At 38.5% G+C, this 23419-nt stretch carries 22 protein-coding genes and 1 tRNA gene; 15 read left to right on the forward strand and 8 right to left on the reverse strand.

What is annotated here, in order from left to right; all coding sequences use genetic code 11:
* The first annotated feature begins 65 nt into the window (after positions 1-65).
* Together B3600_RS12760 and B3600_RS12765 are read left to right on the forward strand one after the other, a co-directional pair.
* The gene (locus tag B3600_RS12760; protein ID WP_046671777.1) at positions 66-1172 is read left to right on the forward strand and encodes a phosphotransferase enzyme family protein; all 1107 of its coding nucleotides are present in this window, start codon (positions 66-68) and stop codon (positions 1170-1172) included.
* A 78-nt stretch (positions 1173-1250) separates the two neighbouring features.
* Entirely contained in the window at positions 1251-1895 is a 645-nt protein-coding gene (locus tag B3600_RS12765) for a carbohydrate-binding family 9-like protein (protein ID WP_286753184.1), read from the forward strand.
* 24 nt (positions 1896-1919) lie between these two features.
* Here B3600_RS12765 and B3600_RS12770 read toward each other — a convergent pair whose 3' ends face one another.
* On the reverse strand, positions 1920-2258 hold the full coding sequence (locus B3600_RS12770; RefSeq protein ID WP_046671775.1) for a DUF2853 family protein: 339 nt from the start codon (positions 2256-2258) through the stop codon (positions 1920-1922).
* 225 nt (positions 2259-2483) lie between these two features.
* On the opposite strand from B3600_RS12770, the gene B3600_RS12775 reads away from it, so the two are divergent.
* The 8 genes from B3600_RS12775 to B3600_RS12810 all read left to right on the forward strand — a co-directional run bounded on the left by B3600_RS12775 (position 2484) and on the right by B3600_RS12810 (position 10873).
* On the forward strand, positions 2484-2732 hold the full coding sequence (locus B3600_RS12775) for a type B 50S ribosomal protein L31 (protein WP_046671774.1): 249 nt from the start codon (positions 2484-2486) through the stop codon (positions 2730-2732).
* A 78-nt stretch (positions 2733-2810) separates the two neighbouring features.
* Positions 2811-3977: a putative sugar nucleotidyl transferase gene (locus tag B3600_RS12780; protein WP_286753185.1), complete on the forward strand. Its 1167-nt coding sequence runs from the start codon at positions 2811-2813 to the stop codon at positions 3975-3977.
* A gap of 11 nt (positions 3978-3988) precedes the next feature.
* Positions 3989-4756, forward strand: a complete 768-nt coding sequence (tpiA, locus tag B3600_RS12785) for a triose-phosphate isomerase (protein WP_070566100.1) — start codon at positions 3989-3991, stop codon at positions 4754-4756.
* Positions 4757-4765: 9 nt separating this feature from the next.
* A complete protein-coding gene (gene prmA, locus B3600_RS12790) occupies positions 4766-5605 on the forward strand; it encodes a 50S ribosomal protein L11 methyltransferase (RefSeq protein WP_286753186.1) in 840 nt (279 codons plus the stop codon).
* 7 nt (positions 5606-5612) lie between these two features.
* Positions 5613-6983 carry a Mur ligase domain-containing protein gene (locus B3600_RS12795; protein WP_046671771.1) on the forward strand — a complete coding sequence of 457 codons (1371 nt, stop codon included), beginning with the start codon at positions 5613-5615 and terminating at the stop codon, positions 6981-6983.
* A 66-nt stretch (positions 6984-7049) separates the two neighbouring features.
* Positions 7050-7379 (forward strand): helix-turn-helix domain-containing protein, encoded by a 330-nt coding sequence (locus tag B3600_RS12800; RefSeq protein ID WP_070566095.1) that lies wholly within the window; start codon positions 7050-7052, stop codon positions 7377-7379.
* Positions 7380-7516: 137 nt separating this feature from the next.
* Entirely contained in the window at positions 7517-9289 is a 1773-nt protein-coding gene (locus tag B3600_RS12805) for a peptide MFS transporter (protein ID WP_070566093.1), read from the forward strand.
* A 54-nt stretch (positions 9290-9343) separates the two neighbouring features.
* Positions 9344-10873 carry a peptide MFS transporter gene (locus tag B3600_RS12810; RefSeq protein WP_286753187.1) on the forward strand — a complete coding sequence of 510 codons (1530 nt, stop codon included), beginning with the start codon at positions 9344-9346 and terminating at the stop codon, positions 10871-10873.
* A 73-nt stretch (positions 10874-10946) separates the two neighbouring features.
* On the opposite strand, the gene B3600_RS12815 is transcribed toward B3600_RS12810, so the two are convergent.
* Positions 10947-11939, reverse strand: a complete 993-nt coding sequence (locus B3600_RS12815) for an acyl-ACP desaturase (RefSeq protein WP_112375597.1) — start codon at positions 11937-11939, stop codon at positions 10947-10949.
* Between the two features lie 189 nt (positions 11940-12128).
* Between B3600_RS12815 and B3600_RS12820 the strand changes: the two genes are divergently transcribed.
* Together B3600_RS12820 and B3600_RS12825 are read left to right on the forward strand one after the other, a co-directional pair.
* Entirely contained in the window at positions 12129-13352 is a 1224-nt protein-coding gene (locus B3600_RS12820; protein WP_070566087.1) for a cysteine desulfurase, read from the forward strand.
* 12 nt (positions 13353-13364) lie between these two features.
* Positions 13365-13784, forward strand: coding sequence for a SufE family protein (locus tag B3600_RS12825; protein WP_070566085.1), 420 nt, complete (start codon positions 13365-13367; stop codon positions 13782-13784).
* Between the two features lie 77 nt (positions 13785-13861).
* Here the strand turns inward: B3600_RS12825 and B3600_RS12830 are convergent, their stop codons facing one another.
* The 4 genes from B3600_RS12830 to B3600_RS12845 all read right to left on the reverse strand — a co-directional run bounded on the left by B3600_RS12830 (position 13862) and on the right by B3600_RS12845 (position 16617).
* Positions 13862-14683, reverse strand: coding sequence for a VOC family protein (locus B3600_RS12830; RefSeq protein WP_286753188.1), 822 nt, complete (start codon positions 14681-14683; stop codon positions 13862-13864).
* Between the two features lie 22 nt (positions 14684-14705).
* A complete protein-coding gene (locus tag B3600_RS12835; RefSeq protein ID WP_286753189.1) occupies positions 14706-15635 on the reverse strand; it encodes a DUF1801 domain-containing protein in 930 nt (309 codons plus the stop codon).
* A gap of 8 nt (positions 15636-15643) precedes the next feature.
* Positions 15644-16072, reverse strand: a complete 429-nt coding sequence (locus B3600_RS12840) for a DUF1801 domain-containing protein (RefSeq protein WP_286753190.1) — start codon at positions 16070-16072, stop codon at positions 15644-15646.
* Between the two features lie 92 nt (positions 16073-16164).
* Entirely contained in the window at positions 16165-16617 is a 453-nt protein-coding gene (locus B3600_RS12845) for an SRPBCC domain-containing protein (protein WP_286753191.1), read from the reverse strand.
* A gap of 381 nt (positions 16618-16998) precedes the next feature.
* Between B3600_RS12845 and B3600_RS12850 the strand changes: the two genes are divergently transcribed.
* On the forward strand, positions 16999-18897 hold the full coding sequence (locus B3600_RS12850) for an alpha-L-fucosidase (RefSeq protein ID WP_286753192.1): 1899 nt from the start codon (positions 16999-17001) through the stop codon (positions 18895-18897).
* Positions 18898-19033: 136 nt separating this feature from the next.
* Here the strand turns inward: B3600_RS12850 and B3600_RS12855 are convergent.
* Together B3600_RS12855 and B3600_RS12860 are read right to left on the reverse strand one after the other, a co-directional pair.
* Positions 19034-19106, reverse strand: a tRNA-Lys gene (locus tag B3600_RS12855).
* Positions 19107-19375: 269 nt separating this feature from the next.
* Entirely contained in the window at positions 19376-20329 is a 954-nt protein-coding gene (locus tag B3600_RS12860) for an acetyl-CoA carboxylase carboxyltransferase subunit alpha (protein WP_046671762.1), read from the reverse strand.
* A 160-nt stretch (positions 20330-20489) separates the two neighbouring features.
* On the opposite strand from B3600_RS12860, the gene B3600_RS12865 reads away from it, so the two are divergent.
* Together B3600_RS12865 and B3600_RS12870 are read left to right on the forward strand one after the other, a co-directional pair.
* On the forward strand, positions 20490-22676 hold the full coding sequence (locus B3600_RS12865; protein WP_070566074.1) for a glucoamylase family protein: 2187 nt from the start codon (positions 20490-20492) through the stop codon (positions 22674-22676).
* Positions 22677-22773: 97 nt separating this feature from the next.
* Positions 22774-23295: an OmpA family protein gene (locus tag B3600_RS12870; protein ID WP_046671760.1), complete on the forward strand. Its 522-nt coding sequence runs from the start codon at positions 22774-22776 to the stop codon at positions 23293-23295.
* Positions 23296-23419: the final 124 nt, after the last annotated feature.

A 23419-nucleotide genomic window follows, 5' to 3' on the forward strand; every position in this document is an offset into this window, starting at 1 on the left:
ATTATCATTTATTAATTCAATTTGTGATATTGCAAGCACATTGATGATTTAAAAAACATAGTTTAATGTCTGATTTTAACCAATTAGTAGTAGAGAGCGCAGCAAAACAATTCACATTAGAAGGAGATATCATTTCAGTGCAACCGTTTGGTTCTGGTCATATCAATGATACCTATCGTGTAGTTACTACTGTAGATAGCGGTATATCGCATTTATTACAACGTATTAATCACCATGTTTTTCCGAACGTGGATGGATTAATGCATAATATTGAGATTGTCACCAAGCATCTTAGCAAAAAAGTTAAAGTCGCTGAAGGAAAAAGAATCAGCGATCATGTATTGACAATTGTTCCTACAAAAGGTGGGGAATTATATATAAAAGATAGTCAGGATAATTATTGGCGCATGTTTATTCTCATAGAGGATACGAAAAGCTATGATATTGTAGAGACTGAAGTCCAAGCAGCCGAAGGTGGCCGTGCTTTTGGGTTGTTTCAAAAACAGCTGTCGGATTTAGATGCTTCGTTGATCGTTGAAGTACTTCCCAACTTTCATAATATAGAGTTTAGACTTGAAAATCTTCGAAAAGCAATCGCTAAAGATGTGTGCCAACGTGTAGCGTCGGTAAAGGACAAATTGGATTTTATCTTTAGTCGTGAAGATCGAATGAAAACCATTCTTGAACTTGGTAACAAGGGGGAACTTCCACTGCGCATTACACATAATGATACCAAGTTTAATAATGTGCTCTTAGATCGCCACGATAAGATGCAATGTGTGATCGATTTGGATACAGTTATGCCAGGCTATGTGGCATACGATTTTGGAGATGCGATTCGGACGATTATTAACCCTGTTGCCGAAGATGAGATGGATGTTTCGAAAATTCTGCTAAATCTTGCCTTATATAAGGCCTATGCCGAAGGTTATTTGGAGGAAGCTAATGACTTCTTGACAACTTTAGAGAAAGAAACATTAGTCGATGGGGCCTTCTTATTGCCCTATATGCAAGGAGTACGTTTCTTAACGGACTATTTGGAAGGAGATCATTACTACAAGACTAAATATGATGACCATAATCTGGTGCGTACAAATACGCAATTGAAATTGGTTGAAGAGATGGAAAAGAATGAAGCATTTATGCGGAAGGTAGTTTTTGATTGCATTTAACAATTTTATACCTTTAATCCTATTGAGAAGCTTCCATCGCGTAGATGAAGCTTCTTTTTTCTGTAAAAAAATATTCGAATGAAAAAACTAACCATTTTGCCTATCGCAGCGGAGCTGGCCAATACACTTGATTATCATACTTTGTCGAAGCTCTTGAGCAATTTTGAATCGCATTCGCTGGAGTTTAATAACTGGAGCGAATCTTTCCCGTATAAACCTGAGGTACAATTTAAGATTGGCTATACCCAGGAGTATCTTGTGTTGCAATATGATGTCGTCGAAGAACAACTTCGGGGTAATTATTCCGAAACAAATCAAAATGTATGGGAAGATAGCTGTGTGGAGTTCTTTATTTCTTTTGATGGACGCGAACATTATTATAACCTGGAATTTAATCTAATTGGAACAGGCTTGATCGGTTATGGTCCGGCCGAAAAGGCAAATAGAAATCGATTGGATAGTACAACAATAGAACAGGTGCGTACTTACTCTTTAATTGAGCGTAATGGTTCCGATAAGCGATGGAGTATGATTGAGGTCATTCCACTTGCTGTATTTCAGTTTGACAATGTTGTAGACCTGAAAGGTAAACGGATACATGGGAATTTTTACAAATGTGGTGATCATCTCAAACAACCACATTTTATATCTTGGAATAAAATAGAAAACCCAACTCCTAATTTCCATCTCCCTGAGTTTTTTGGAGAAATGGTCTTTGGTTAGGAGTTGAGTGAAAAAAGGTGATGCTTATTGGTAAACAGATTCTTTTTTGAATTTCTTTGCCAATAAAGCATATACTAATACACGGTATTTATTTTTATTGGATTTGCCAATAGCGGTAATCACTTCCTCTAGTGCCTTGTCTAAATCAGGGCCATCTTTTAGGCCTAATTTTTTGATCAAAAAGTTTTGTTTGACACGGTTAAGTTCTTCGGGATCTGATGCAGCAATGGTTTCCGAGTCTGCATTGTAAATGGAAGGTCCTATTCCTTTTGTTACTTTTGCAATAAATGCTTCATCTAATGATAAGCCTAGCTTTTTTGATTCTGCAACATATGCAGCAATTTTTTCATCTAATTTGCTCATAATTATGTAAGTGATTTAATTGTAGTAAGTTAAGTTAGGTAAAAAAGTCGATAAACAAAATTATTCTTTGGTTAGGATAAAGATTGTTACATTTGTGCCCTTGATAAGTGCTGTTAACCAAAATGTGGAAAATTTCAACTAATTATTCTTCGTAATTGTTGTAAGTTACATTTTTATAAGTTATCTTTGCACCTCAATAATTGAATATACGTAATCATAATAATAATGAAAAAAGATTTGCATCCTTCAAATTACAGATTAGTTGTATTTAAAGATATGTCAAATGACTATGCTTTTATTACAAAATCTTGTGTTGATACAAAAGAGACTATTACTTGGGAAGACGGAAATGAGTATCCAGTTGTAAAATTAGAGATTTCTCATACATCACACCCTTTCTATACAGGTAAAATGAAATTGGTTGATACTGCTGGTCGTATCGACAAATTCCGTAACCGTTACAACAAAAAATAATTGTAGCAGATCTGTATATTACAATATTAAGAACTCGATAAATATAATTTGTCGGGTTTTTTTTGTTATTTTTAATTTGTGAAAATCTTCTTTACAGATTGCTTTGATTCGATCCAATTGTTGGATAAGCTTAGCTCCCCATTAACTACTTTTGATAGAAAGAGTCTTTATCCATTTGCTTTCGTGAAATCTTGTTTGGACCTTCGGGTTGGTATACTGACTTTACGGGAGAAATGGGCAAAATTAGCTTTAAAATTTGATGTACACTATGTTGCCAACGATGCGGATAAGGAGGGGCTTATATGGGTGTCAGAGAACGTTATTCCGACAGTAGCCTTATTGCAGCTTTTACAGCGATTGCGTGTCGGAGAGGTCCTTGTACAGGACGGATACGTTTTAGCTTGTTGTTATACGCATAAGGACTCTTATCGTGTGCAAGAGGTTGATATATCTGTTGATCTATTAAAAGGGATAGAAGATCTGTTTTTGCTCACAGGAACTGAAATAACACATGATTTCAATCATCTGGTACAAAGTGTTCAGTCGTCCAGTATATCTGGAACAAATCAATTGTTGGGTAATGATCTTTATGTAGCTGATCGTGTTAGCATGGAATGTGCTACGCTCAATACCCTACAAGGTCCCATATATATCGATGAAGATGTTACAATTATGGAGGGCGCGCATTTGCGTGGTCCATTATATCTTGGTAAAGGAGCCGTTGTAAAAATGGGCGCTACGATTTATGGGAATGTTTCGGTAGGGAAGCAGAGTGTTATTGGGGGAGAGATCGGGAATTCGGTCATTGGTGATTTTTCGGCCAAGGGGCATCATGGTTATCTAGGGTGCTCGGTAATAGGAGATTGGTGTAATTTAGGAGCTGGTACCTCTAATTCCAATTTGAAGAATAACTTAAAGACTGTTTCAATTTACGATTATGCATTAGATGGTGTTCGGGATACAGGTCTTTTAAAATGCGGTGCCTTTATTGGAGACTATACTCGCCTTGGCATCAATTCGGCTTTAAATACAGGAACAGTAATTGGAATTGCAAGCATGCTAGCAGATACAAGTTTTTATGCTAAATTTGTACCGTCATTTGCTTGGGTGTTTGACGGAGGTGCTCAGACTTATGAATTTGATAAGTTTATGGCATATCTGGAGACGCTGTATGCATCAAAAGGGGAAGAGCTCACGGAGCAGATTAAAGATAAATTGAATCAACTTAACAAAAAATATAATTAAATCGTAAAATCATGCGTAAAAAAATCGTAGCTGGTAATTGGAAAATGAATTTAGACTATCAATCAGGATTGAGCTTGTTTTCTGAAATTATCAATATGGCCAAAGATGAAGTGATTGGAAACCAGGAATTGGTTGTTTGTAGTCCATTTATTCATTTGTCAAGTCTTGGGCAACTGTCTAAAAATGTCGCGAATGTAAATATTGGTGCTCAGAATATTCACCAAGCGGAGTCGGGTGCTTATACAGGTGAGATTTCGGCTTCACAAGTAAAATCAGTAGGTGCTTCACATGTTATTTTAGGTCACTCTGAAAGACGTGCTTATTTTGGTGAAACTGATGCATTGTTGGCATCTAAAGTGGATATTGCATTAAAGCATGATTTAACCCCAATATTCTGTATTGGAGAAACAAGAGAGGAACGCGAATCTGGAGCTTTCTTTGATGTGATCAAAACACAATTGACAGATGGATTGTTCCACTTGTCTAAAGAAGCTTTTGCAGCTGTGGTGTTGGCATATGAACCAGTTTGGGCAATTGGTACTGGCTTGACAGCTAGCCCTGAGCAAGCACAGGAAGTTCATAAATTTATTCGTGAGGTGTTAGCTGATCAATATGGTCAGGAGATTGCTGATAATACAAGTATTCTATATGGAGGGTCTTGTAATCCAGGTAATGCAAAAGATTTGTTTGCTCAAGCCGACATCGATGGTGGTTTGATTGGAGGTGCTTCTTTAAAATCGAGAGATTTTATTGATATCGCTAAAGTATTTAACGGCTAATTTTTAGAAATGAAATACGTAGAGGTTATCTTTCAAATGCGATCAGGTGAAGAATGGCAGAAGGATTTGTTGATATCTGATTTGGCTGATATTGGCTTTGATACTTTTGAGGATACCGAATCTGGATTTGCAGCTTATATTTCAGCTGCAAATCTTGATTTGCAAGCATTAGAAACACTGATGCTTCAACCTTATGAAGGCCTGGAGGTCGATTATAAGATACAGGAAATAGAAAATCAGAATTGGAATAAATTGTGGGAAAGCAATTTCAACCCAATAGAGGTAGGAGGGCAATGCTATGTGCGTGCAACTTTTCATGAGGCCAAACCTGAGTTTCCCTATGAAATCATTATAGATCCGAAGATGTCTTTTGGCACCGGCCATCATCAAACAACTTCGATGATGCTTCAGTATATTTTGGAGAATGATTTTATGGGCAAGCAGGTTTTGGACATGGGCTGCGGTACAGGGATACTGGCCATTTTGGCATCAAAAAAAGGCGCGAATGCTGTATTGGCTGTGGATTATGATGAGATATGTGTTGAAAGTGTAATCGAAAATAGGGCACTCAATCATGTTGAGCATATCGAAGCGCTCTGTGGATCTTACGAAGTTTTGGCCGGTCGGGTCTTTGATGTGATTTTGGCAAATATTAACCGTAACATTCTTTTAGAACAATTACCTCAGTATGCCTTGAGCATTCGTACAGGGGGTGAGCTGTACCTAAGTGGTTTCTATGAGCAGGAAGATTTAGCAATCTTAAGCGATGCGGCGACCACATTGGGTTTTGAGTTTATCTCCAATAAAGTTTTAAATAATTGGTGTGCAGCCAAGTTTGTGAAGCGATAATTTAGCTATGCGGATTCATTTTATAGCAATAGGTGGTAGTGTGATGCATAACCTTGCTATTTCATTGGCAAAACAAGGGCATCAAGTGACCGGTTCTGACGATCAGATCGTAGAGCCCTCCCGTTCTCATTTGATTGAAGCAGGATTGCTTCCTAATCAATTGGGGTGGTTTGAAGAAAAAGTGACGGAGGATATTGATGCTGTGATCTTGGGCGCTCATGCCCAGGCAGATAATCCTGAATTAAAGCGGGCCCAGGAATTAGGTCTTAAAATTTATTCTTTTCCAGAATTTATACAAGAGCTTTCGCAGGATAAAATCCGGGTGGTTATCGCTGGAAGTTACGGTAAGACAACCATAACGAGCATGGTGATGCATGTTATGCGATTTCTAGGAAAAGAATTTGACTATTTGGTAGGAGCTCAATTAAGAGGCTTTGATAAGTTGGTCGATATTACTAAGCATAATAAGATTATTATTATCGAAGGAGATGAATATGTTTCATCTAAGATTGATCCGAAGTCCAAATTTTTGTATTATAAACCGAATATAGCGTTAATTTCGGGTATTGTATGGAATGAGTTTAACTCGAAAATATCTCAAGAGGAATATATTAAACAATTTGAAGATTTTATTGACTCAATTCCGCCTAAAGGTACCTTAATTTATAATAAGGAAGATGTTGTGTTACAGAAGGTTCTTCAAGATACAAAAGATTGTAAGATCAATAGACATGGCTATAAGATTCCTGATTATACAATTAATAAGGGGGTGACTTACATCAATACACCGGATGGCGACGTTCCATTGCAAGTGTTTGGTAAGCACAACCTATCTAATATTGCTGGGGCGTATACGATCTGCGAATGGTTGGGGATCAAAAAGAAAGAGTTCTTTGAGGCCATAAAAAGTTTTAATACTTCGATTCGTTATTTGGAGTTTGTTGCAAGCTCGGAAGGATCTGTGGTTTATCAGGATTATGCCTGTAATGCGGATAAAGTGAAGTCAAGTATTCACGCCGTGAAAGAGCAATTTCCTAATCAGAAATTGGTTACAATTATCGAATTAAACTCGTATGATAGTTTAGATTCATCGTTTTTGTTACAATATGCAAACTCAATGAAAGAGTCGGATGTCTCTGTGGTCTACGTGAATATAAATTCCTGTAAAGAACTTAATAAAGATATCGAAAGTGTCCCCAATAATATTAAGGATAATTTTAATAACCCTGATTTAGAGGTTGTTGTGAGTTTGGATGGGCTCTATTCATTTTTAGATGGTGTCAAATCAAAAGGTTACAATTTACTTCTTATGAGTTTAAATAATTATAATGGGGTTAATTTGTCTGTGCTCGCTGATCGGTTTTTTAGAGATTTTTAGAGAAAAAATTATAATTTAATGTAAATTAAATTGTAATTTATTATTTTTGTTTAAAATATCTACCAGATGAATGCATTAGGAAAAAAAATCAGATTACTTAGACACCAAAAGGGGTGGAGTCAAGAGGATGTTGCAAAACGATTGGATATCTCAATCCCAGCATTTTCTAAAATTGAAACAGGGATTACAGATGTGAATTTGTCTCGCCTGAATCAAATCTCAAAATTATTCAATTTGACAGTTGTTCAACTTTTATCTACTTCAGATTCTGAAGAAGATAAAGAGTATGTAAACGAGGTGAATGCTTTGACGCAAAAATTACAACAACGCGATGGCGAAGTAATTGAATTGCAGAAAAAGGTTATTGATCTTTATGAGCAATTGCACAAAAGATAAGGCATATTAAAAATGTTACCGAAAAGGCAATCCAAATGGGTTGCCTTTTTTTGTTTATGCAACTTTATTTTGGTCAAAAGTGATTTTGTTTTTGTTTCTTTGTAAGTATTTTATCAAAAAATAAAGGTTGATTATTTATGGGGAGATTAAACGGGGATATAACGAATAGCCCGTCGACTGATTTTTTTAAGTCAAATGTATTGGGACAGCGTTCAGGACTCTTTGTCCTTTTCTTTACTGAAATGTGGGAACGTTTTTCGTTCTACGGGATGCGTGTACTCTTAATGCAGTTTTTAACTGCTGCAGTTATTCAAGGTAGTCCTTTCTCGGGATGGTCCTGGACTGCACAACAAGCGGGAGCACTTTATGGAACCTATGCCATGATGCTCTATTTAACTCCTATTCTAGGAGGGATTATAGCGGATAAATATATTGGATCACGGAAAGCTGTGATCATCGGTTCGGCGATTATGACGCTTGGACATGCTGCCATGGCCTTTGATACTTCCATTATGTTTTTTCTGGGTTTGATCTGTTTAGTTATTGGAACAGGTTTTTTCAAACCCAATATGCCTTCTATCTTAGGTGAAATGTATAAAGATCTACCAGAGAAAAAAGATGGAGCTTATACCATATTCTACATGGGGGTCAATGCTGGTGCTTTCTTTGGCATGATGCTATGTGGATATATAGCCGAAACGTATGGTTGGCATTGGGGATTCGGCTTGGCTGGTATCTTTATGCTTTTGGGAACACTGCAGTTTGTTTTCGCAAAACCGCTCATGGGAAATCTGGGTGTTTTAACTAAGTCGACCTCAGGGGAACACCAAGTTATCGCTGAGGATACCGATACCAGAAATCCATTTACCATACGGGATTATGTATTGATCGCGATAGTTTCTATTATCGGTTTCGTATATGCTTTCAATGACCCTTTGTCTAAGAATGGTATTGTTGATGTGTTTTCTGGTTTGGATACACCGTTTCTTAGAGGTCAATATATTATGGTCATTGTGGCGTTAATTCTCTTCATATATCTTATTGTGACACGGATTTTGCGTTATGATAAGGTTGTAAGGGATCGGATGTTTGCGGTCGTGTTGCTAGCGTTTTTCTTGGTCTTCTTTTTTATGAGCTTTGAGCAGGGGGCAACTTCGTTGGTTCTTGTGGCGAGAGATAATATTGATAGATCACTTACTGGTGCTGCATTGACGACCTTTAATGTGGTAAATGGTTTATTGACGATTGTACCGCTTTCGATTATCTCTTGGGTTCTGATTAAATTGGCAAAAGTAACCTGGAACAAAATTGCCATTTCAAATATCGTATTGTTTATCTGTTTTGGGTTGATCTGGGGAGCAGTAATCTGGATGTTGTACAATGAATTCAATAAAGAAGCATCAGAAATTAAAGTCTCCTGGTTTTCGATCCTAAACTCATTTTTTATCATTGCACTTGCCTCCTCGGTATCCAAAATTTGGGAGTCCAAATATAACCCATCGGCAGCCTTTAAATATGGCTTTGGTTTGATTTTGGTTGCGATAGGATTTTTTATTATCGGGTTGGGATCTATGGGGATAAGCCAAGGGGCTAAAATCTCGATGGTATTTTTGGTGCTGACCTATTTGTTCCATACATTGGGCGAATTATTTATTTCACCGGTAGGTCTTTCTTACGTATCCAAATTGGTGCCGGCTCGCATGCTCGCATTTATGTTTGGAATATGGTATTTGGCGATTGCTATTGCACAGAAGGTTGCAGCGGTATTAGGAGGACAAGTGGAAACCATCCAAGAGGAACACTCCTTGAGTTATTTCTTCTTCTTATTTACAGCAATTCCTGCCTTAGCAGGCCTGTTAGTAATGCTGTTTAATCCATTGATTAAACGATTGATGCACGGAATTAAATAACAAATATATAAGCTTCTTTTACGAAAGAAGCTTTTTTGATTAATATAAATTAGTATGGAGGTTAGTACAAGGGAATCGCTAGAAGAGATTCAAAATTTTGACGGGAAGTACCCAAGGCAAATCTGGAGTTTGTTTTTTTCCGAGATGTGGGAAAGATTCTGTTTCTATGGTATGCGCGGGATGTTGGTGTTCTTTATGATCACACAGCTAAACTTTGCTGAAAAGGATGCCAATTTACAGTATGGAGCGACACAAGCATTTGTATATGCGTTTACATTCATAGGAGGGCTGTTTGCAGACAAAATTCTTGGTTTCAGAAAGTCTTTATTCTGGGGTGGCTTATTGATGATCGTAGGAAGCTTATTTCTTGCAGCAGATCCGCATAAATATTTCTTTTTTGGTTTATCATTTATCATTATAGGTACGGGTTTCTTTAAACCCAACATATCGACGATGGTAGGCGAGCTGTATAAAAAAGGTGATGTTCGTCGTGATGGCGGCTTTTCCTTGTTTTATGCGGGAATAAATTTAGGCGCATTCTTAGGCGGATATATCTGTGTTGCGATCGGTAAAGGATATATGCTGACGTCAATTATTTCTGAGGGACATCGCTGGAATGTTGCTTTTGGTTTGGCGGCGGTAGGCATGTTGGTTAGTTTAGTGAATTTTCACTTTACCAAAAGGCATTTAGGACCAATTGGACTTCAACCTGGGGATCCTGAGGCCATAGTAAAGACGAAAGCATTACCGAAATGGGTAGAATATGCCGTATATATTGCCACGTTGATTTTTATCCCTATTATTCAGATCATGGTGTCAAAAACGCAGTATACAGACTATTTTATGTACACGATCGGCCCATTGACGCTGTTATATCTTTTTTATGAAATGTCTAAAGTGACTGCTGAAGAGCGGAATAAATTAATTGCCGCGCTGGTGTTTATCCTTTTCTCGATTATTTTTTGGGGTATATATGAGCAAAGTGGCGGTTCCTTAAGCATCTTTGCTGCTAAGCATTTGAATGATTCCTTATTGGGCGTTATGACGCTCGATCCAAATGGCGTTAACAATTCAGGTGGAGCATTATTTATTATTGCATTAGCACCTCTTTTTGGTCTTTTTTGGATTTGGCTGGGCAAACGTAAACTTGAGCCAAATACCATTATTAAGTTTGGTCTTGGCTTTGTTTTCTTGGGATTAGGTTATTATGTCCTATTTGCTACGCGTTTATTTGCTCACGATGGTATGACCTCATTGGATGTCTTTACTCTTGCACTGCTTGTGATTACCGTTGGGGAGCTTTGTCTATCACCAATTGGTCTTTCCATTATGACGAAATTGTCTCCAGCAAGATTACAAGGTATCATGATGGGCATGTGGTTCTTGGCAAGTGCTTACGGTCAATACGTAGCAGGCTTGATTGGTGCTAGTATGGCTGAAGCTAAGGAAGGAAGTTCATTGGCGGATAAACTGGTGACTTATACGGAGAGTTATAAACAATTGGGCTTATATTCTTTGATTGCTGGTGTGGTGCTTATAGCCTTATCTCCTGTTGTACGTAAATTGATGGGGAATGTAAAGTAAAGTGCGCAACTTTGAAACATTAAAGTTATTGATATAAAAAAAAGCTTGATTATTAAATCAAGCTTTTTTTATATTAATAAATCCATTTGAATTTATAATCTTTTTCTGGAACCTTCATCCGATCAGCCAGTCTAGCCAAACGATCTGGTAGTTTTAGTAGATAATCTCTCGCTTTCTCACCTTTATCATTTAGTCCAGTAACTTGATCTATTTTCCATTCACTGTTCAGCTCTTTCAAGATATCCACGTAGTCCAAAGCAGTATATACTCCCAATCGTTGGGCTGCGTCCGAGAAATGTGCAAATGCCTCTCCTTGGGGCTCACCGGCTTCTCTTAAGAACTGGGCCGGCATAACGATTTTTTTACGCATCATATCCTCAAATGCAATCATGACTTCACTCGGGTCTACGGTGATTGCTTTTGAAATAAAAGACATATAAGCTTTAGCATGACGTGCCTCATCAGATGCGATGACCCCACACATTTTTGCCAAAAGTTTATCGCCGCTTTTTTTGGAAAGCCCAGATACACGACGATGGGAAACGTTGGTCGCTAATTCCTGAAATGAAGTATAAATAAAATTCCGGTAAGGGTCTGCACCAGTACCAATATCAAAACCGTCTTGAATAAGATATTGTGTAGACATTTCAAATTGGCGCATGTCTATTCTACCCGACAAATAAAGGTATTTGTTCAATAGGTCACCGTGACGGTTTTCTTCAGCCGTCCAAGCGCGTACCCATTTCATCCATCCACCTTGCTCGTTTTTGTCAACGTCTTCTACCATGGTCAACCATGATTCGTACGTTGGAAGGGCCTCTTCGGTGATGGTGTCTCCAACCAATACTGCGACCAAATCATAAGAGAGCTCTTTTGCACTTTCCTGCAACTCTTTTACTTCCTCAAAAAAAGTGTCCCTAGAAGAATCTGGAAGAAAATCGGCAGGTTGCCACATCTCTTCAACAGGCTTCAGGTATTCGCTCATCTCATTGAGCATGAACGGTTCCAAATAGGTCATCACTTCTTTACGTGAGCCTTCCGGTAAATTTAGAGGTAATTCTTGCATATCATTACAAAGGTACTAAATAGCATCAATAAATTATAAAAGCTAATTATAATTGTTTAAAATGCCAAAAATTACTTTTTTGGCTGAGGATACCTTAGAAAACCGACATTGATAATGACATAAAAAACAGATTGACCGTCCTGTATTCGATAAAATACTATTAACTTTGTATAAATTATTTAGACGACGTTGGAAAAATTTAATATAGATAAAATACGAGCCGATTTTCCGATTCTTAAGAGAGAAGTAAATGGTAAACCATTGGTTTATTTGGATAATGGCGCGACAACACAGAAGCCGAGTTCTGTTATAAATTCGATTGTACATTATTATACAGATATGAATAGTAATGTGCATCGGGGCGTACATTATCTTAGTCAGATATCGACGGACGCTTTTGAGGTGACTCGAAAAAAAGTTCAGGCTTTCATTCATGCTGCTGAAGATAAGGAAATCATTATCACCAAAGGAACAACAGATGGAATTAATCTGATTGCAACGTGTTATGGCAGAGCTTTTATTCACGAAGGTGATGAGATTATTATCTCAGCGATGGAACACCATTCCAATATTGTGCCTTGGCAGATGCTCTGTGATGAAAAGGGCTGTAAAATTCGCGTCATTCCGATGAATGATAAAGGTGAGCTTGATATGGATGCCTACAGCAATTTGTTTAATGAGAAAACCAAATTAGTTGCTGTAACCTATGTTTCAAACTCCCTTGGGACAATCAATCCTGTGCGTGAGATGATTTCAATTGCTCATGGGCATGGTGCTGTTGTTTTAGTCGATGCTGCGCAGGCTGTTCAACATATACAGATTGATGTTCAAAAACTGGATGTAGATTTTCTGGTATTTTCAGGACATAAAATGTACGGTCCTACAGGTGTAGGAGTGTTATATGGCAAAGAAGAGCTATTGAACGCGATGCCACCTTATCAAGGTGGTGGAGATATGATTAAAGAGGTTACTTTTGAAAAAACGACCTATAATGAATTACCTTTTAAATTTGAGGCCGGTACGCCTAATATTGAAGCCGGTATCTGTTTGAACGAGGCCATCGATTATATCAATTCAATAGGTCTGGAAAATATCGAGGCCTACGAACATGATTTGTTGCAATACGCTACGGAGAAGTTGGCTGAAATTCCGGGCATGCGGTTTATTGGAACGGCCGAGCAGAAATGTTCCGTTATTTCATTTGTAATTGATGGCACGCATCCTTATGACGTTGGTGTGATCTTGGATAAATTGGGGATCGCTGTACGTACAGGCCATCATTGTGCCCAACCTGTCATGGATAGGTTCGGTATTCCGGGAACTATTCGTGCTTCTTTAGCCGTATATAATACAAAAGAGGAAATAGATATTTTGGTCGCCGGTATCCAACGCGCGGTCAATATGTTGGTTTAATAAAAAATAGGTATGACCATTAATGAAATACAGGATGAATTAATTGAGGATTTTGCTTTCTTTACGGATTGGATGGAAAAATATGAGTACATCATCCAGCTGGGAAAAGAAGTGCCTCTAATTGATGAACAATACAAAACAGATGAATATATCATCAAAGGATGTCAGTCCAAAGTATGGCTTTTTCCGGAAATAAAGGATGGAAAAGTGTATTTTACGGCAGATAGCGATGCAATTATCACAAAAGGCTTGGTGAGTTTAATGGTCAAAGTACTATCTGGACATACCGCCAAGGAGATTGTTGATGCCGATTTATATTTTGTGGATAAAATAGGGCTGAAAGAACATTTGTCACCAACTCGGGCAAATGGCTTGCTATCCATGATTAAGCAAATGAAATTATACGCTCTGGCTTTGCAAGTGAAAGCATAAAAAGGGGATTATTCATCCCCTTTTTTCTTAATACTATTTTAAAAGCTGTTCCCCTCAGCTTGAGATTTATTTTGAAATTATCCAATGAGCTCCTGAATAATGATCTTTTTCATTCTCATGAGCGCTTCATTTGCCCCTGGTCGCTTTAGTAATGTTGCAATTTGTTCAGGTACGATCTGCCAGCTTACACCGAATTCGTCTTTGCACCAGCCACACATGCTCTCTTTGCCTTTCTTAGTGATCGTATTCCAGAAATAATCAATTTCCTGCTGATCTTTACATAGAATAGTGAGTGAAATGCCTTCGTTAAAAGTGAAATTTTGTGGAACTCCGCTATCCATTGCCATGAGTGTAAAATCCCGGACTAAAAATTGGGTATGTTGTATTAATCCGGTATACTCACCTTCTGTGTATTTCATGATCCCGTTGCTTCGAAAATCATGAAATAATTCTGCATAAAATGCTAGTGCTTGTTCGCAATTTCCTTGTTGCTCTCCGCAATACATTAGCGTAGGTACAATTGCCTGTTGGTTGGTATCGCTCAGTTTACCGAGGTATAATTGCCAATTTACCCCAAACTTGTCGGCCAACCAGCCGTAGTAAGGGCTCCAAGGGTAGGAGTTTAAAGGCATTAAGGTGTTACCTTCCACAGCAAGTGAATTCCAGATACGATCAATTTCCTCTTTGCTTTCGCAAATGACCATAAATGATATGGATGGGTTGGGTTTGAATGTAGGACCTCCATTTATTCCAATAAATTTCACACCGCTTAGGACAGCTTCAACAACGATGGGAGAGCTGTTGCTAATATGGCTTCCAGGGAAGGTACCAGCGTAAAGATCAAAGGCTTCCTTCGCGTTTTGATCGAACCAAATGGATGGGATAATTGAATTATTCATCTTTTTTTGTTTTAGCGTTCACCTATTTGTATTTGTCGTTCAGGCCTTTTTTAGCGAGGACCAACGGTTTAATTTTTTCAATACGGGATTGTTTCGTTTTTTCTTGCTTGGCCTCATCGATGTACTCGATGTATTCTTTCTGTTTTCCTGGTGTTAAAGCCTGGAAACTTTCTGCGAAGGTCGGATCCGTCTGCAGTGCTTCCAATAATAGACCAGCAGGGGCCTTCATTGGAGATTTAGTTGGCTTGAGCTCTTTTCCCTCGTCAATGGTTTGGATGGATTCTTGGATATATGCGGCTATTTTTTCGGCACTCATATCCTTAACGTCTTCAAAGCGCCATTGTCGTAATGCTTTCGTTTTTCCTTCGGAGGCACTAATGAGATGTTTATCCCGATCGGTTAAGAATACACCATTATAAAACCAGAGGGAGAAGAAATTTTTAAAGCCGCCCCAACCAATAACATTTTTCCCTTTATGCGTATAGATATAGCTCCCCCATTTGAATTCCTTTTTTAAGGAAGTTTGCTGGATGATCTCTTGCATGAGTTCTTCAGCCTCCTGCCAGTTCCCTCGGCTTTGGTACCAATTGGGGCCTTGTTTGTCTTTAAGTTTATCAATATTAAAATTGACAATATCGGTAATTATTTGTGTTGGAATCGGTTGATCCAAAGGGATTTGTATTGCCCCTTTTGTGGTTTTAAAATTTTTGAGTTCTGTAATGAAGTGCTCGATAGCAGCAGGTCCTGGATATAGGCCCAAATGGTTTTTGTTCATCGCAAAATGGATGATATTACCCTTGTATCTGAAAGTAGGCATTTGATAGGAGATCGTTTCATCTGCAGCGGGAGGGACTAGGCCAGCGATAAGCTGTCTCACCTTGATCAGATATTCTTTTTTCTCCCCGTCAAATTGATTGATATATTCGTCTATTGTTGCGATGCTCGTTGTCATAATTTGTGTTATTCTTTGATTCTCGTATACTTATTTTCAATAAACTGTATCGTTTCGGACATAAGCTGATGGAGTATCTCTATATTGATGTCGCTTAATTTCTTGATGTATATGCAGGCTTTGCCTATTTTAAATTTCCCGAGCTGATCGACTAAATGTCGATGCTCATCGGCACCGGTAAATACATAAAGGGAGATTGCTGATTTTCGGGGGCTAAATGCGATCAAAGGAGCATAGCCTTCGTGCCCACTTATATAGGTATAATGATAGTTTCCAAATCCGATGATCGTTGGTCCGTACATTTTAGCCGGCTCACCCGTTGTGGTTTCCATTAATTGTATCAGTGTTGCACTATCGATTTGTTTTTGTGGGTCGTCAACTGTTTTTATAAAGTCTTGGACAGATGCTTCGGTATATGCCGTTTTATTTTTTGCCATGTATAGTTGATGTATTTGACGGATATTCGGATAATCTCAATTGAATATATTATATTTGAAGTAATTCGATGAGCAGCTATTTTTAGAGAGAACTATTTTTGGAACATAAAATCGAAAGCCCCAGTTCTCAGATTGATATCATATTCTAGATACGCTTTCATGCAAGCTAAAAAGTTGGCCCAACCCTCTGTTTGTCGCATCATCATTAAAATTCCATCTGCATCGTTGTTCATCTCGTGTTCTGTAATCTTTATGACGGTCGCGTTTTCTCCGAATGTGGATAGTGCGATTTCTACCAGTTGATTGGGAAGTCCCCCGCTCCAGTCGAAAGAGATATATGAATTGGGTCTGATGGTTTTTCCTGTCACGGGAAAACTGTCGGGAAATTCTGGAAATGTCCATTCTACCGTTTTATCTGTCTCTAGACGTCCAGTCGAAGATTTTATAAAATAATGATTCATTTTATTGGGATCTACAATAGCCTCAAAAACTTCGTTGATCGGTTTCTGAATTTGGATACTGGCTTTGGCGGTTAGTTTTTCCATATTAATTTAAAGTTTTAGACAAATATTCAATAAATACAGATAGCTTGTATCTGATTACATTAAAAATATTGAAAAAGATCTTTTCGTGACCATTGACCAATCTATTGTCCAAATCACTGTTTATTATTTTAAGATGTATAGACTATATAAACACCTTATTGAAGAATAGGTTTTCATTTTGGGGACCTGGATCAATATTTCCCCTAAAAGGAACGAATTGTACACTTGTAAAATGTAGTTTTAGCGTATTTTTGACTATAGTTAAAATTGATCCTGCATTCCTTCCATTAGGTCGCAAGGAACGATAATCCAATAAATTTAGAAAAGGTATCCGTCTGAAATCTTTCAGGTGGTATTTGCTGTCTTCATAAAACCAACGTTATGTTTAAAATCAAGTGTTTTTTTCTTTTTATGGTTTCTTCGGGCGTTTTTTTTTCGAGCGCACAGACTAAAAATGTAAATGAAGGCAATGAGGCTCCAAATATGTTTAATGATGCGACAACACGTGATAAAAATGCGATTGTTGAAGCAGAAACCGGTTGGTGGAAACGTGCCGCATTAACTCGTGAACAACGCTTGGAGAAATGGAAGGCCGCCTCATTTGGTATGTTTGTTCATTGGGGCGTTTATTCCCAATATGGAAATATTTGGAAAGGGAAGGCGGGCGGGGGCTATGCGGAGCATCTGATGCGTGTGATGAAAATCCCACGTAGTGAGTATCTTGATTCAGCACGTCGATTTAATCCCCTAAAGTTTAATGCGGAGGAATGGGTATTGTTGGCAAAAAATGCAGGGATGAAATATTTTATTATTACGGCTAAGCACCATGATGGCTTTGCGATGTATCCTTCTGCATTTTCAAGTGACTACTCATTGTCAAGCACGGCATTCAAAAGGGACCCGTTGGCGGAATTAGCAGCTGCCTGCCATAGACATGGACTCTTGTTTGGCTTCTATTATTCGCATGCTTTTGACTGGGAGCATCCGGATGCTCCCGGTAATGACTGGGATTACCGTAATCCCGGCGGGGATAAATTGTTGGGTGGCACAAATTGGTTTGACAAACATCCTGAATGGTTGACAAAGGCTCGGCATTACGTAGATCAAAAGGCGATTCCTCAGATTGAGGAACTTATTCAGCGCTATCATCCGGATTTGTTATGGTTTGACACACCGCATAAGTTGCCGCTGTCTGAAAACCTGCGAATTTTAAAGGCTATTCGAACAGCTGATCCGAATATTATTGTCAATGGTCGATTGGCACGTACCGAGGAAAAGAATTACGGCGATTACCTGAATACGGCAGATCGACCTGAGGAATATTATCCAGTTGCTTCTGGCGCTTATTGGGAGGCCATACCAACTACCAATGAATCCTACGGTTATTCGTCGACTGACAAGAGCCATAAACCAGCAGCGCATTTTATCAAACTCTTAGCCAAGGCTAAAGCCATGGGTGGGAATATTCTAATGAATATTGGACCCAAGGGCGACGGAAGCATCGACAGCGCTGATGTCGCTATTTTAAAGGGATTAGGTCGGTGGATGCGGGGGAATAGTGAAAGTGTCATTGATGTTGCACCATCTAGCTTACCTCGTCAGCCCTGGGGAGTCATTACTCAGCGTAAAAATACCCTGTATTTACACGTGTTTGAGCGCCCTCAACGGAATGATCTGATTGTCGGCGGATTGATTGCTCAGGTTAATTCGGTTTCGTTATTGTCGGGAGAAACTATCGGAAAATATAGGTCCGACAAAGGTGGACTGCATATTCCTATAGATCAAATTGCTTCTGAGGATGATGACCTGGTCGTAGTGGTGCAATTGAAGGATAGCATAGCTAATCCAATAAATCCTACTTTAATGTATGTGGATCATCATGTCAATAAAAATCGGCTACTGACCTTTTATGCAAAACAGATCGGGAATCCGATGAAGTTTGGGGACGGTAAAAAGAATCGCTATTATGTGACGGGTTGGACTAGGTTAAGTCAAGGGTTAAGATGGGATACCCATGTGTTAAATGGCGGACGCTTCAAGGTGGCTATACGGTATGTGAAAGATGTTGTAGGTACAGGAGGGAACCTGGGCTTGAATTTAGGGGGGAAGAATATTGATTTTACGATAGATCCGTCTTCTTCCGTTGGTTTGCGTGAACATCAGCTTGAATTGGGTACGGTGACATTGCCAAAGGGCAAGCAAGTGATTGAATTACGTGTCCATACTATAGCGGGAGCAGAAATGGTGAAATTTTTGGAAGTCATATTGCTTCCGGAATAATATTTCACAGAACAAGCTTGTGTGTTATGACTGGTCCATCCTTGTGCCTCCTTGGATCAAACCCTACCGACACTTCCTTCAAATCCTGATATTCCTAAACAAAAAAAGCTAATTTTACGATTAGCTTTTCTTTCTGTGATCCCGCTGGGATTCGAACCCAGGACCCATACATTAAAAGTGTATTGCTCTACCAGCTGAGCTACGGAATCCTTTCTGTTTTTGAAAGTGATGCAAAGGTAGAAAAATAAGTTATTTGTGCAAAATTTTTTTATCTTTTTTGTTGATAAAAATTGTAACTATTTAAAAATTACTGAATTATTTTTTGTTTAAAAGGCCTTTTAAAACACTTGGGGATAAGAAGGATTAGTATAGCGGAGGTTTTTTGGAGCAAGGAAGCGTATTTTTAAGCTAGAATGGTCATAAAAAAAGTCAGCTAATTGCTGACTTTTTTTATGCTGTAGGGGTTGTATGGATAACATTATTCAGTTACCACACCCATTTTGCTAAACTTATCAATTCTTTCAGTAACTAATGTATCGCTATCTTTAGCCGTCAATTCGGCAAGATCTTTCAACAACTGGCTTTTTAGATTAGCCGCTGCTGCCGCAGGATCCTGGTGAGCACCACCTAGCGGTTCAGGGATAATACCATCAATCAATCCGTTGCCCAACATGTCTTCTGAAGTCAATTTTAATGCCTCAGCGGCTTTTTCTTTGTGATCCCAGCTTCTCCATAGGATGGAAGAACAAGATTCAGGTGATATGACCGAATACCAGGTATGTTCCATCATGTAAACTCTATTTCCAACACCAATACCCAAAGCTCCACCTGAAGCTCCTTCACCAATAACAACGCAGATGATCGGAACTTTCAAGACAGCCATTTCCATGAGGTTGCGCGCAATCGCTTCACCCTGTCCGCGTTCCTCAGCTTCAAGTCCTGGATAAGCACCCATCGTATCAATTAGAGTGATCACAGGTTTATTGAACTTTTCCGCCATTTTCATTAAACGTAATGCCTTTCGGTAGCCTTCAGGATTGGCCATTCCAAAATTGTGATATTGACGCTCTTTGGTGTTTTTACCTTTTTGATGACCGATGATCATAACGGCATTACCATCAATAGAAGCCATACCACCGACGATCGCTTTATCATCCTTAACGGTTCTATCACCATGCAACTCGATAAATTCGTCGCAGATAGCTTCTATATAATCATAAGTCTGAGGGCGATCCGGATGGCGCGACATTTGAACGTTCTGCCAGCCTGTTAAATTGCCGTATATTTCTTTTTCAGTAGAAGCAAGCTTTTCTTCAAGCTCACGAACGGTTGCGCTCATGTCAACTTGAGTTTTTTCGGCAACTTGAGTTACCTTTTCAATTTGCAATTGCAAGTCTGCAATTGGCTTTTCAAAATCAAACGTGGTTTTCATATATCTATTTTATGAAAATATTCAGAGGGCTAATTTAGCGCATTTTTTCTGAAATTAAAATTAGGGAGGATAATATCATTGGAATTCCTTTGTTACATTTGCGTTATAATCGTACTGGTGGCTTAGTTTTTGATTGTAGGCCTGTGAAAAATGTTGACTTATGCTGAAAAAATATTTTTACTTTCTTTTATTACTGATCTTACCTACACTTGTTCGGTCAGAAAGTTATCCTGAGGTTTTATTTGACAATAGTGTAATCAACGGGAGTTATGCTAAGAGTATCGCTCATTATACCGGTGAATCATGGATCCAAAATGTGAGCTATAGCCTTCCGGTTTCCGATAGTTTGTTTTTTACGCCAGGCAATTCGCTTTCTTTGCGGTACGTTTCTTCTCCTAATGGTAAGTGGGAGGCAAGTATTTTAAACGACAAACAGAAATTTCCCTATTTAATTGCCAAGGATGATCATCTAACTTTTAAGCTCTTTATTCAAAGCAATACTGAAAAGGGACAATTGCCAAAAGTTACCTTACAACAAAACGACACGAAGACAAATGCTGTGGATATCGCAAATTATATCGATGATTTTGCTTATGATACCTGGCTTAATGTGTCCATTCCAGTCAATAAATTTGGAGGAATTTCACTAGGGAAGTCTGTTTCGGCTTTAATTCTGGAACAAAACGGAACTGCCCTGCAGACAAATCAATTATTTATCGATCAAATTGAGTTTTTGCCCAAAAACTATCCAAAGGTAAGACTTTCATCAGCAGCTATCTTATCGAAGATCAGTTCCGTAGATAAACAAGTTGAGCTGGTTTGGCAATTGCCGCTGACACCAAGTATCCGCTATGTGAAAATCTACCGTTCGGAAGATAAACTCAATTTTCAGCCGATAGCAATTTTACCCATCTATGTACAGAAGTCGCTGGATAGGGTTAATGAATATAATAAATCTTATTATTACAAAATCGCTTGGGTAGATTATAATTATGTTGAATCTCCATTTTCTGAGGTTAGGGAGGTACAAACAAAAAAGGGGACGGATAAAGAGATGTTGAATTTTATCCGAAATGCTCATGTGAATTATTTTATAGACAACTATGATGTGAATAGTGGTATGTTTCTACCTGACCGAGGTAATAGACAAGCTATTGTATCAACAAATGAAACCGGCTATGCGATCTTGGGTTTGCTTGTGGCAGGAGAGAACAATTTGATCTCGCGACAAGCTCTTTTGGTCAGGTTAACACGGATTGTGAAATTTTTGAGCAGTGCACAACAACATCAAGGGGTCTTTACAGCGCTTTACGATGGCCGCTCAGGGGTACCTTATTATCGCGATTCAGTTCCAACGTACGATTTGCGCGGTACCTCCCATATTATGGAATCGCTTTTGATCGCCCGACAATATTTTTCTAAAGAGGATCCTGAGGAACAGGCCTTGAGGAATACTATTACGAAGCTCTGGGAGCGCATAAACTGGAACTATTTTACGGATGCACAGCATCCTGATGTACTTTGGAATAAGTGGTCTCCAGTAGACAGTACAGCTAGATCGAGGCCTTTGGGGGGATTTAACGAGAGTCTGGGGACCTACTTGCTGGCGATGTCTTCACCTACCCATCCTTTAGCGATTTCAGCTTATATCAATGGATTTGCAACCAAACATAAAGGTCACGAATTGTATTTTGGGGATGACACCAATGATTTGGCTCCTGAACTCAAAATGAAATTAGATGATTCTTTAGCGCGTTCAATAAGTGCAAACCCTTTAATTGGCGATGCTGGAAATGCCGGTGTTTCGATCTACTCCGACGATAAAGTTATTTTCGCCAAGAATATTGCCGGCGGTAGTTTAAATGAATCGTTGATGTCCGTTTATCGTCCCTTTTTGATTATGGATCCGAAAGGAAAAGTGGATGACTTTGTCGATTACAAGAAATATTTGTCGAATTATATTTTGGCCTACAAACGTAGAGATAATGAAATGAGCATAGGGACACGATTTACAGATATTTGGGGCGTGGAAAATGTGGAAGACACGTATCAGGGATATTTGGTGAATCCTGCGGTAGCTATTGCAGCGTACCCATTTGAAAAGGAGATAGGTCTAAAAGCATTGCGTAAGTTTTACGAAGAATACGCCGATGTGTTATTTACGCAATATGGTTTCAGAAGCTGGATTGATATTAAAAACAACGATGTTTCTGAAAGCTATCGTGCGAGGAATCAGGCAACGATTGCCGTAATGATCGAGAATGCAAATTCAGGCATGATCTGGAAATTGTATGAGAATATTCCTGAGGTAAAAAAGACTTTAGAAAAAGTATATACCAAGAAATAGATTTGTTACGTTAGTTATGGCGTAGAAGGGATGTCATATTGGACTTTTTTCGCTATATTTACTTGCTTAAATCGATATTAAATACGTTAGAAACGACATGCTTAGAAAAATTAATTTGGGGATTTTAACCTTATGTGCAAGTTTATCCTTATTTTCCTGTAAACAACAAGCTATTGTAGTCAATCCGGGTGCTGTTGTAACAAAAGATGGAACTGATGATGGTTTGAAAAATGTGAAGAAGGATTTTAATGATGCGAAAAGAACTGATGAAGGGATTAAGTTTAGTATATCTTCTGACTTATTGTTTCCAACAAACTCTTCTTATCTATCTGAGAAGGCAAAAACTGAAGTTAGTAAATTAGCGTTGATCTTGAAAGAAAGTAATAATAAGATCAAAGTTGATGGGTATACTGATGCTACGGGTACTGTTGAGTATAATCAGTGGCTTTCCGATAAAAGAGCAGCGTCTGTTAAGAAGTTCTTAGTAGATTCAGGTGTTGCTGAATCACGCATCACGGCAAAAGGTTTCGGTCAGTCAAATCCAGTTGGCGATAATAAAACTCCGGAAGGACGCCAAAAAAATAGAAGAGTGGAAGTTACTATTTTAGATAAAAAATAGTTTATCAGACCAATTCTTAATATAAAAAAGCGTGGTATTTAAGATATCCCGCTTTTTTTATGCAGTTATATCGCGGTTTTAAATCGTTGTATACCGTCTCCCCAAACGAGATATTTTAAATAGG

The organism is Sphingobacterium sp. UBA2480, assembly GCF_002341965.1.
Lineage (GTDB): Bacteria > Bacteroidota > Bacteroidia > Sphingobacteriales > Sphingobacteriaceae > Sphingobacterium > Sphingobacterium multivorum.